Origin of the sequence: Halorussus amylolyticus (genome assembly GCF_004143485.2) — an archaeon.
Classification (GTDB): Archaea; Halobacteriota; Halobacteria; order Halobacteriales; family Haladaptataceae; genus Halorussus; species Halorussus amylolyticus.
The window spans coordinates 19,915-30,376 of sequence record NZ_RXOB02000052.1; the positions used below are offsets into that span (position 1 = coordinate 19,915).

Annotated in this window: 12 protein-coding genes; 6 read left to right on the plus strand and 6 right to left on the minus strand. The window is 65.1% G+C overall.

Features of this window, described 5'->3' with window-relative positions:
- Nucleotides 1–16 precede the first annotated feature (16 nt).
- Nucleotides 17–424 (minus strand): hypothetical protein, encoded by a 408-nt coding sequence (locus EKH81_RS19070; RefSeq protein WP_132058859.1) that lies wholly within the window; start codon nucleotides 422–424, stop codon nucleotides 17–19.
- A gap of 118 nt (nucleotides 425–542) precedes the next feature.
- Between EKH81_RS19070 and EKH81_RS19075 the strand changes: the two genes are divergently transcribed.
- A complete protein-coding gene (locus EKH81_RS19075) occupies nucleotides 543–728 on the plus strand; it encodes a DUF5786 family protein (RefSeq protein WP_132058860.1) in 186 nt (61 codons plus the stop codon).
- Nucleotides 729–740: 12 nt separating this feature from the next.
- On the opposite strand, the gene EKH81_RS19080 is transcribed toward EKH81_RS19075, so the two are convergent.
- The 3 genes from EKH81_RS19080 to EKH81_RS19090 all read right to left on the minus strand — a co-directional run bounded on the left by EKH81_RS19080 (nucleotide 741) and on the right by EKH81_RS19090 (nucleotide 3,856).
- Complete coding sequence (locus EKH81_RS19080) at nucleotides 741–2,231, minus strand: tripartite tricarboxylate transporter permease (RefSeq protein ID WP_132058861.1); 1,491 nt, start codon at nucleotides 2,229–2,231, stop codon at nucleotides 741–743.
- Between the two features lie 23 nt (nucleotides 2,232–2,254).
- Nucleotides 2,255–2,758 (minus strand): tripartite tricarboxylate transporter TctB family protein, encoded by a 504-nt coding sequence (locus EKH81_RS19085; protein WP_132058862.1) that lies wholly within the window; start codon nucleotides 2,756–2,758, stop codon nucleotides 2,255–2,257.
- 75 nt (nucleotides 2,759–2,833) lie between these two features.
- Nucleotides 2,834–3,856: a Bug family tripartite tricarboxylate transporter substrate binding protein gene (locus tag EKH81_RS19090; RefSeq protein ID WP_238392269.1), complete on the minus strand. Its 1,023-nt coding sequence runs from the start codon at nucleotides 3,854–3,856 to the stop codon at nucleotides 2,834–2,836.
- A gap of 132 nt (nucleotides 3,857–3,988) precedes the next feature.
- On the opposite strand from EKH81_RS19090, the gene EKH81_RS19095 reads away from it, so the two are divergent.
- Nucleotides 3,989–4,654: a uracil-DNA glycosylase gene (locus tag EKH81_RS19095; protein ID WP_132058863.1), complete on the plus strand. Its 666-nt coding sequence runs from the start codon at nucleotides 3,989–3,991 to the stop codon at nucleotides 4,652–4,654.
- A gap of 21 nt (nucleotides 4,655–4,675) precedes the next feature.
- Here the strand turns inward: EKH81_RS19095 and EKH81_RS19100 are convergent, their stop codons facing one another.
- Together EKH81_RS19100 and EKH81_RS19105 are read right to left on the minus strand one after the other, a co-directional pair.
- Nucleotides 4,676–4,843, minus strand: coding sequence for a hypothetical protein (locus EKH81_RS19100; protein ID WP_162224681.1), 168 nt, complete (start codon nucleotides 4,841–4,843; stop codon nucleotides 4,676–4,678).
- A gap of 195 nt (nucleotides 4,844–5,038) precedes the next feature.
- The gene (locus EKH81_RS19105; protein ID WP_132058864.1) at nucleotides 5,039–5,311 is read right to left on the minus strand and encodes a hypothetical protein; all 273 of its coding nucleotides are present in this window, start codon (nucleotides 5,309–5,311) and stop codon (nucleotides 5,039–5,041) included.
- A gap of 145 nt (nucleotides 5,312–5,456) precedes the next feature.
- Here EKH81_RS19105 and EKH81_RS19110 point away from each other — a divergent pair, with 145 nt between their 5' ends.
- The 4 genes from EKH81_RS19110 to EKH81_RS19125 all read left to right on the plus strand — a co-directional run bounded on the left by EKH81_RS19110 (nucleotide 5,457) and on the right by EKH81_RS19125 (nucleotide 10,052).
- Nucleotides 5,457–6,485: an MBL fold metallo-hydrolase gene (locus EKH81_RS19110; RefSeq protein WP_132058865.1), complete on the plus strand. Its 1,029-nt coding sequence runs from the start codon at nucleotides 5,457–5,459 to the stop codon at nucleotides 6,483–6,485.
- Entirely contained in the window at nucleotides 6,482–7,198 is a 717-nt protein-coding gene (locus tag EKH81_RS19115) for a ThuA domain-containing protein (RefSeq protein WP_132058866.1), read from the plus strand. The genes EKH81_RS19110 and EKH81_RS19115 overlap by 4 nt, the downstream gene beginning before the upstream one ends.
- Before the next feature lie 279 nt (nucleotides 7,199–7,477).
- Nucleotides 7,478–9,151, plus strand: coding sequence for a response regulator (locus EKH81_RS19120; protein ID WP_132058867.1), 1,674 nt, complete (start codon nucleotides 7,478–7,480; stop codon nucleotides 9,149–9,151).
- Nucleotides 9,152–9,242: 91 nt separating this feature from the next.
- Nucleotides 9,243–10,052, plus strand: a complete 810-nt coding sequence (locus EKH81_RS19125; protein ID WP_132058868.1) for a DUF8054 domain-containing protein — start codon at nucleotides 9,243–9,245, stop codon at nucleotides 10,050–10,052.
- Nucleotides 10,053–10,462: the final 410 nt, after the last annotated feature.

The following is a 10,462-nucleotide window of genomic DNA, read 5'->3' on the forward strand; positions in this document are numbered from 1 at the left end:
CTCGGCGATTCGCATTTCAATCGAGGACAGCGAATACGACCCGGACCGCAGTCCCTTCGTACTCGACGTAGTGGCCCCAGTCGTACTCGCCGCTTACTTCTTCGAGCGTGTAGAGCGGCAGCGACCCAATGTCGGCTTTCGTCTCCTCGACGTTGCGCGCAGGAACGGTGACGACTGCGCTTCCGGACCCGTTCACGGCCTCGCTCACGGCCGTTCGCAGATACTCGTTCGCCTGTACTCGGTCGTCGGAGTAGTTCACCGCGGTCGCGTTCGGCGGGGCCTCCGGGACGACTTCGGCGGTGAACTGGCCGTCGCCGGTACTGACCTCGGAAGTGGTGTCCGGTTCGTCTTGCAGGCCGGTCGTACATCCGGCTACCGAAAGCGCAACGACGACGGCGAGCGCGGCGATGGGGATTCGGTTCACAGTGCGAACGTGTTGGTAGATAGTTGAAGTTTTTGTGGTGCGGAACGCAGGGCGTATTCGACAGACGCGACTGGCTCTACATCGGTTGGTTTTACTACCTTCGCCCCAACCTCTAAACATGGGTTTTGGTAGCTACGACGAATCCGAACAGCAGGACCAGGATAACGAAATCGACGAGGACGCCGCGGTCAACGTCCACGAACACAGCCACGACGGCAAGGTGTCGTTCGACTCCGAGGCCTCGCAGGACGAACTCCTGGACAAGCTGAGCGAAATCAAAGACGCCAACGCCGACGAGGAGTAACGCGGTTTTTCGTCACGCCGACTCGGACCCCCGCCACGCCTGCACGAACGGAAGGAGTAGCGAAATCGCGGCCAGCACGAGGATTCCGAGGGTGAGCGGCTCGGCGTAGAATATTTCCAGCGACCCGCCCGAGAGTTGAAGCGACCGTCTGAGGTTCACCTCCGCGATGGGACCCAGAATCAGACCGAGCACCATCGGTGCGAGCGGGTAGTCCTCGACTCGCATCGCGTACCCGAGCACCCCCGCGCCGAGCGCGACCCACACGTCGAGGACGTTGCCTCGGAGCGCGAACGCGCCCACGATGGAGAGGACGAAGATGGCGGGCCAGAGGTACGTTCCGGGAAAGTCGATGAGCTGCGCCCAGTAGCGCGCGCCGAGGAGGCCGAACACCAAGATGACGACGTAGACGGTGAAGAAGCCGACGAAAATCGCGTAGACGAGCGCAGGTTCGTCCTGAAACAGTCCCGGCCCGGGGCGGATGCCGTGGACCATCAGCGCGCCGATGAGTATCGCAGTCACGGAGTCGCCCGGAATCCCCAGCGTGAGCGTCGGAATCAGCGCGCCCCCGGTGCTGGCGTTGTTGCCCGCTTCGGCCGCTGCCACACCCCGGATGTCACCGTCGCCGAACGACGACGCCGCGCCCTCGACCCACCGCTTGGCCTCGTTGTAGGTGACGAACGAGGCGATGTCGCCGCCCGCACCGGGAATCGCGCCGATGAACGCGCCCGCCACGCTCGACCCGACGGTAACGTTCCGTATCTTCGCGAGGTCGGCGCGACTGGGAATCACGTTCGAGAGTTCTTGTGTGACCTGCTCGCTCCCGATACCGCGCTGGTAGCGCAGGAGTCCCTCCGCGATTCCGAACAGCCCAATCATCACCGCGATGAACTGGATGCCCGAACTGAGCGCCTCGACGCCGAAGGAGAACCGAGGGTACGCCAGCACCGGGTCGAGTCCGACCGTCGCGAGTAACATTCCCAACAGTCCCGAAATCAGCCCCTTCACGAGCGAGTCGCCGCTGACGCTCGCGATGATGGTCAGTCCGAACACCGCGAGCGCGAAGTACTCGGCGGAGCCGAACTCGATGGCGACGTTCGCGATTTGGGGAGCCAGCACGGCCAGCAGGACGACGCTGGTCGCGCCGCCGACGAACGACGCGACGGTCGCCACTGCGATGGCGCGACCCGCGAGACCGCGCTCGGCGAGCGGAAAGCCGTCGAAGACAGTCGCGGCCGCGCTCGGCGTCCCCGGCGTGCGAATCAGAATCGCGGGAATCGACCCCGCGTAGAGCGCGCCGCCGTAGATGCCGAGCAGGAGCATCATCCCCTCCGCGGGCGACATTCCGAACGTGAACGAGACCAGCACCGCCACGGTCATGGTCGCGGTCATGCCGGGGAGCGACCCCATCGTCATCCCGATGAGGACGCCGCCGACGATGAGCGCGAGCGCGAACGGTTGGAAGACGAGGGCGGCCCCCTGCGCCAAATTCCCGATTGCGCTCATCTACACCACCCCCCGAACATCATTTACGCCACCCCCACAAGCAACGGTAGCGCCGGGAGGAGTTCCGAGACCGGCACGCTTCCCGAGGGAAGCGGGACGTGCAGGAACTCCCGGAAGACGTAGTGGAGCGCGATCGCCACGCCGAGCGCGAGCGGAATCGACCGCGCGTACCGCTCGACGCCGGAGTAGCGCATCAGTCCGACGAGGAACGCCACCGTCGCGAGGACGAACCCCAGCACCGACATCGCGGCGACGTAGGCCGCGAGGAGCGCGACCGGGACCGCGAACCGGACCGCGTCGTCGGTCGAGATTCGGTGCGTTCGCGGGTCGCGCGACGCGACGCTCCGGACGAACAGGACGACCGCCAGCGTCCCAATCGTCGCCGCGACGACCCGCGGGAAGAACGCCGCGCCGGGCGAGCCTCCGAAACCGCTCGGGAAGTCCCGGCTGGCGACGAACACGCCCGCGGCCAGCGCCACCAGTAGCGCCGCCCCCACTTTGTCGGTGTGTCGTATCTCGATAGTCATCGTAAAAATTCGAGAATCGGGCGGGACCCGAGCGACGCCGTCGCTCGGGTCCCGCCCCGAAGTCGTTACGCCGTCCTACGACCCCTCTTGAATGTCGAGTTCGTCGACGATTCCCTCGAACCGGTCGAGTTCGGACGACATGAACTCGCCGTACTCCTCGGGACTGCGGTTGACCAGGCCGAACCCGTTGTCCTCCATGAACGACTGGAACTCGTCGGACTCGTACACCGACTGGAACGTCTCGTTGAGCGCCTGCACGCGCTCGTCGGGCGTTCCCTCGGGGACGCCGAGGCCTCGCCACGCCCCGATGGTCACGTCGATATCGCGCTCCTGAAGGGTCGGCACGTCCGGGAAGAGGTCGCTTCGCTCCTCGCCGAACACCGCGAGCATCTGGAGCGGCCCGTCCTGCACCTGCGGAGCGACCTCCGCGGGACTCGCGGTCGTCGCCTCAACTTCGCCGTTGACTACCGCCTGCGTCGCGGGTGCGCCGCCGTCGTAGCCGACGTGTTCGACCTCGATACCGGTCGCCTGTGCCATCTGTGCCGCCGAGAGGTGCCAGATTGCACCGATGCCGGAGTTCGAGATGCGAACCTCACCGGGGTTCTCCTCGGCGTACGAGACGAACTCCTCGATGGTGCCGTACGGCGCGTCCTCGGGCACGGTCAGCGACGCCGGGTCGAAGTTGTACTGCATCACCGGCGCGAACGCGTCGGGCGTGATGTTCGCGATGCCGAGGTGCGAGATGGTACAAATTTCGACCGTCAGCACCCCGACCGTCTGGCCGTTCGGTTCGGCGTTCGCGGCCGCGCGAAAGCCCGCGCTCCCGCTCCCGCCGGTCTGGTTCGTCACGAAGAACGACGCGTCGGACTGTTCTCCCGCCAGCGACGCGAGTTGGCGCGCGGTCCGGTCGGTGCCGCCGCCTGCCGCCCACGGGCAAATCATCTCGATGTCGCCGCTCGGGAACTCCCCGTCCTGTGCCGCCCCGAGTCCGGGTATCCCGACGAGTCCGACCGCCGAGCCGACGCCAGCCGCCTTCAAGAATCGTCGCCGTCCTGTCGATTCGAGTGTCGTATCGTTGGCTTCCCCCACCATGTCCATTGCTATCTATTGACTATATCGGATAAGAGCTTTTTTGCCTATATTGTTACGTTACCGAGCGGACAATATTCCACCGCCGCGGGCCGACGACGAACCGCGTCGAATTTAACCCGAACCGCGTTATCTGTACCCGTGAAGAACGTCACCGACAGGACTAGCAACCCCTTCGACATGCGTCCGCCCTGCGAACACGAGTGCGGGTCGTCGGGCCGTCGGGCGGTGTTCGGCTACGGCGACGCCAACGCCGACTTCCACCTCGTGGGCGACCATCCGGGCGTCCACGGTGGCGTCGAGACCGGCATCCCGTTCACCGGAAGCGAGGCCGGAGAGCGCCTCCAGCCGATTCTGAACGACGCCGGACTGCTCGGCGACGCCTACAGCGACGACCCTGCACTCGCTAATCTGTTCTTCAGCTACCTCCACATGTGCTGTCTCCCCGAGAGTCGCGGGCCGACCGACCGCGAGTACGCCGACCTCGAACCCTTCTTCGACGCCGAACTCCGGGCCATCGCGGCCCACGTCCTCCTGCCCGTCGGCGAGCGCGCGACCCGCCACGTCCTGCAAAATTACGCGTCCCGCGAGGCCCTGCTCGACGCGCGGGGCATGGCCGGACTCCACGCCGACCACGTGCCGGGGAGCGGCTTCCTCGTCGTCCCGATTCGAGAACCGAGCGAGTGGGAGGCCGACGACCGCGAGCGACTCGCCGCCTCGCTGTCGGACCTGCTGGCCTCGGACTACCGCCAGACCGCCGACCTGAGCCGGTTCGTCGCCACCGAGGACTCCTACGAGGTCCGATAGCGACCGATTCGGTGACCCGACCTATCGCTCGCGCCCGCCGGGGACGATAACGTCGAACACGCCCCGGAACGCGCCGTACAGAACGTCGAAGACGGTCGGGAGAAGCGGCACGACGACGAGAAAGGCGACGACGGCACCGACCGCCACGAGTCCGATTTCGACCGGCGACGAGGGACGAGGAATCGCCATGAGTCCGAAACGACGGCCTCCGTGTTAACGGTAGCGCAGGAGGAGATTCGGACGAGTCGAAGTGTCTCGGCCCGGTCGAACTTTCGCGGCCCGGTCAAATTTCCCCCGGCCCGGTCGCGGCCGAGGGCCGCGACCGGGCAGGATTTTCGGGGCGGAAGTCGGGTCGCTCAAGAAAATCTGGTCGTTCTGCGCGAATCAGCTATCAGAACCGAACTCAGCGCCGCACTCGCCACACACCATGCTCGCGGACGGAAGCCCGCGCTGCGGTGCGACGAGACCGCAGTCGTCACAGACGCCGTACAGGCGTTTTCCGGGGTCGATTCCGCAGACGAACTCCATCCGAACCCACGCCTCGGGGTTCGACTCGTCGTAGATTTCGACGCCGCTCTCGGTCCGCTTCCAGTTGATTGACTCGCCGGAACCCTCGGCGTCGGCACACGATTCGGGTGACTCGACTCGTTCGGACATCGCGTGGTAGAACCGCGAGTAGTATTCATCATAAACGTTCCGTAAAAATCCTTACTACGGAAGTACTAAAACTCGTTTCTTCGCGGGTCGAGTGGAGCGAAACCGAGAGGGAAAGCGACTTACCCGAACCGGGCGGAGTACGACCGTGAAACGGATTCAGCTCGGAAACACCGTCTTCGAGGGGCAAAACGACGCCTACGTCCTCGGCGCGGCGTCGGAGACGACCGCGCTGGTGGACACCGGCGTCGCCACGTCCGAGGGCCGCGACCAGCTTTCGGCGGGGCTGGCCGAACACGGCCTGTCGTTTTCCGACGTGGACGCGATTTTGCTGACCCACTGGCATCACGACCACACCGGACTCGCGGGCGACATCCAGCGCGAGTCTGGCGCGACCGTCTACGTCCACGAGGACGACGCCCGGATGGTCGAGAGCGACACTGCGAGCCACGAGGTCGAAATCGACAATCGGGGGCTGTTCGACGCGTGGGGAATCCCCGCCGAAAAGCGCGATGAACTCCTCGACTTTCTGGATTTGCACGAGGAGATTCAGGGCGAATCGCCGACAGTCGAGCGATTTTCCGACGGCGACAACTTCGAGTTCGGCGGCGTCGAACTCGAAGCGGTCCACCTGCCGGGCCACGCGAAGGGGCTGGCGGGGTTCGCCTTCGACGGGGATTCGGGCCCGGAACTCCTCGCGGGAGACGCCCTCCTGCCGAAGTACACCCCGAACGTCGGCGGCGCGGACCCCCGCGTCGAGGACCCGCTCGGGTCGTATCTCGGCTCGCTCGCGCGTATCGTCGAGGGTGACTACGCACGCGCGTGGCCGGGCCACCGCGACCCCATCGACGACCCGACCGACCGCGCCCGCGAAATCGCGGCCCACCACCGCGAGCGAACCGAGCGCGTGGTCGGCGTCCTGCGCGAGCGCGGGACCGCCGACGCGTGGACCGTGAGCGCCGACCTGTTCGGCGAACTCTCGAACATCCACATCCTCCACGGGCCGGGCGAGGCGTACGCTCACCTCGACCACCTCGAACGCACGGGGGTCGTGGCGAACACCGACGAGGGGTACGAACTTCGGGACGACGACCCGGACCTCGACGCGATTTTCGATGAGTTTCCCGAACTGAGAGCGCAGGCCGACCCGAGCGCGTCGGCGGGAGGCGACCGGTGACCCGCGTCACGGTGTGGAACGAGTTCCGCCACGAGCGCGAGGACGAGGCGGTTCGCGAGGTGTACCCCGACGGCATCCACGCGGTCATCGCCGACTTCTTGGACGAACGGGGGTTCGACGTGGAAACCGCGACCCTCGACGAACCCGAACACGGTCTGACCGAGGACGTGCTGGCCGAGACCGACGTGCTGACGTGGTGGGGCCACGACGCCCACGACGAGGTTTCGGACGAAGTGGTCGAGCGCGTCCGCGAGCGCGTCCTCGACGGAATGGGCCTCGTCGTCCTCCACTCGGGGCACTTCTCGAAGATATTCAAGCGTCTGATGGGCACGACCTGCAATCTCAAGTACCGGGAAGCGGGCGAAACCGAACGGCTGTGGGTCCTCGAACCCGGCCACCCCATCGCCGCGGGCGTCGAGGAGTCCGTCGAGATTCCCGAGACCGAGATGTACGGCGAGCGGTTCGACGTGCCAGCGCCCGAGACGCTGGTGTTCACCAGTTGGTTCGAGGGCGGCGAGGTGTTCCGAAGCGGGTGTTGCTACACGCGCGGGGCCGGGAAGGTGTTCTACTTCCGACCGGGCCACGAGACGTACCCCATCTACCGCCAACCGGAAGTCCAACAGATTCTGACCAACGCGGTCGAGTGGGCCGCGCCCTCCGACGGCCCCGCGCCGTCGTTCGGAAAGCACTCGACTCCGGCGACCGAGGAGTAGTCTTGAACCCGACCGAGGAGTAGTCTTGAACCCGACCGAGGAGTAGTCTCGAACCCGACCGAGGAGTAGTCTCGAACCCGACCGAGGAGTAGTCTCGAACCCGACCGAGGAGTAGTCTCGAACCCGACCGAGGAGTAGTCTCGAACCCGACCGAGGAGTAGTCTCGAACCCGGCAAATCGACCTCGCCGCGACTCGCGGCGAGGTCGGGTGTATTCACGAGTGAGAAGGGTAAGAGAAGGAAACACTTTATATAGAGAACGAGAAACCACGGGACGGAAATGGCAGACGCGCCGCCCCGAGTGCTTCACGTCGAGGACAACGACTTCTTCGCGAAAGTCACTGCGGAGATTCTCTCCGACGAGTACGGCATCCGGGTCCACACCATCGAGGGCGCGAGTCCGGCGCTCGACCTGCTCGAAACCGAGTGTTTCGACTGCATCGTCAGCGATTACGAGATGCCCGGTATGGACGGTCTCGAGTTTTTGGACGCCGTCCGCGAGCGCGACACCGACGTTCCGTTCATCCTGCTCACCGGGGGCGGAAGCGAGCGGATAGCCAGCAGAGCGATTTCGGCGGGCGTGACCGACTACCTCCAGAAAGGGTCGGGCAAAGAGCAGTTCGCGGTGCTGGCGAACCGAATCAACAACGCCATCACCAGGCGGCAGGCCGAACGGCGCGGCGAGCGTCAGGTCCTCGTCAACGACTGCATCTGGGACGCGAGTCAGGCAGTCCTACAAGCCACATCGCGCGAGGAAATCGAACAGACCGCGTGCGAGCGACTCGCGGCGTGCGACCCGTACCTCCTCGCGTGGGTCGGAAAGGTCGAAGAGGGGTCGGGCGTGGTTCGCCCGCAGGCCTCGGCGGGCATCGAAGAGCGGTATCTCGACCCCGTGACGCTCGATTTCGACCCCGACGGCGACTCTCCGACCCGGGAGGCCGTCCGGGGCGTTCCCGACCGGCGACTCGTCCGCGAAGCGGTCGAGACCGGAATCGTACGGGTCGAGCGGTCCGCGGCGTTCGCCGGAGGCCTCGACTCGGAGGTGGGCGAGAGCGCCCGTCCGGATTGTGACTCCGAACCGGAGTTCGACACCGATAGCTGTACGATAGCAGCGGTCCCGCTCGTCTACGAGGACACCACGTACGGCGTGCTGAGTCTGTGGTCGGACGACCGAGACGCGTTCCCCGAAACCGAGCGGCGAGCCCTCTCGAAGTTCGGAAACAACGTCGCGTACGCCATCGACTCGGTACAGACCCGAAAGGAACTGGTCCGGCGCGAACAGCGTCTCCAAGTGTTCAACCGAATTTTGCGCCACAATCTCCGAAACGACCTCAACGTCGTGTTGGGTCACGCCGAGAACCTCGCTGAATCCCACCCCGGAACCGAAACCGACGCCGACATCATCAAACGGAAGGCGCGCGAACTCATCGAAATCAGCGAGAAAGCGCGCGAAGTGGGCAAGACGCTCGACCGAGACGACTGGGCGAGGCGGAAAATCGACGTGACCGACTGCATCGAGCGGACCTGCACGGAGTTCCGTCAGGCCTACCCCGACGCCGAGATTTCGGTCGATATCCCCGACTCCGCGCAGGTGTATGCGGACAAGACGGTCGAAGCCGCGATAAGCGAAGTCGTCGAGAACGCAATCGAACACAACGAGACTTCCGACCCCGCCGTCAGCGTGAGCGTCTCGTTCGTGAACGAAGAGCGCGAGTGGGTCGAAATCACGGTCCTCGACGACGGGCCGGGAATCCCCGAGAACGAGCGCGAGGTACTCGTAGAGGGCGAGGAGACCGCCCTCCACCACGGGAGCGGTCTCGGCCTCTGGCTCACCAACTGGATAGTCGGGAAGTTCGGCGGCGAAGTCGCGTTCGACGGATACCACACCGATGGAACCGCGGTGACGTTGCGACTCCAGCGCGCGAGCGCCGCGAACCGACAGACGACGGTCTGAGCGGCCCGCCGTGCGGGCCGCTCGCGAGGCGATTCCTGTCCATTTCCAGTAACAATAGATATATAAGCCGAAGACAAACAATACAGACCATATGAGCACGAAATCAACGGGGTTCGTCGAGCGATTCAAACAGCCGGAGTACACCGGCGAAAATCGATGTACGCCGTGTACCATCGTCAACGTCCTCATCGCGGTCGTCGGGAGCGCCGCGGTCGGAGTCGTCGCGACGCCGCTCGTCGGCGTACCGGTGTTCGGGGCGTGTCTGGCGGCCATCTATTTTCGCGGGTACCTCGTTCCGGGGACCCCGACGCTCACCAAGCGATACTTTCCGGATTGGTTCCTCAAGTACTTCGACAAACACGAACACGACCAGCCGGAGATTAGCGAGGAAGACCGCGAGCCCGAAGAAGTTCTAGCCGACGCGGGAGCGGTCGAGCCGTGCGCGGAGGTCGAGGACCTCTGCCTCAGCGAGTCGTTCCGCGCCGACTGGTACGACCGCATGGAGTCCATCAACGCCGACGAGACCGAGAAGGCGGAGTTGAGCGCGGTCCTCGACGTGGACGAAGACGAACTGGAGTTCGACGAGCATCAGGAAGCGCTCGTCGCGAAGTTCGACGGCCGTCGGCTCGGCCAGTGGGAGTCCCGCGCCGCGCTACTCGCCGACGTCGCAGCCGCGAGAATCCTCGAAGACGGGTACAGCGACTGGGACAGACTGACGGTTACGAACCAGAGCAGAGTGTTGAGCGGTCTTCGAATCTTCCTCGACACGTGCCCCGACTGCGGCGGCGACATCGCGATGGAGCAGGACACCGTCGAGTCGTGCTGTCGGACGATGGACGTAGTGGCGGTGAGTTGCTCGGAGTGCGACGCGCGGCTTCTGGAAGTCGAACACGACCAGTAGGGAGGGAGTCGGTCGAACTCGCGATTTTCTCTCCTCTCGGTCTCTGTCCTCGTTCGACCCCACCGTTTCCGTTGTCTACCCTCTCGACCCGGGAGGCGTCGCTCCGGGGGTGATAGCCCCGAAGAGCGGCGAATACGTCACGGTTCGTCGTCGCCTGCCGAGCGCGGGGAACACCGGCGTTTCCGCTGTTTGAAGCGACCCGTGGGTCGTGGTCGGTTCCACACCGACGTTTCCGCTGTCTCTCGGTGGTCGAGCGCCGCGGTGGAAACCAAAAGCGAAAGATGGCATCGGGGGGGCCGGCCGGGAGTTGAAGGCGAAACCCCACCGTTTCCGCTGTTTTCTCTCGGTCTTCGCGGGAACGAAAGGCGAGAGGAGAGGAGAGGAGAGGAGAGGAGAGGAGAGGAGAGGAG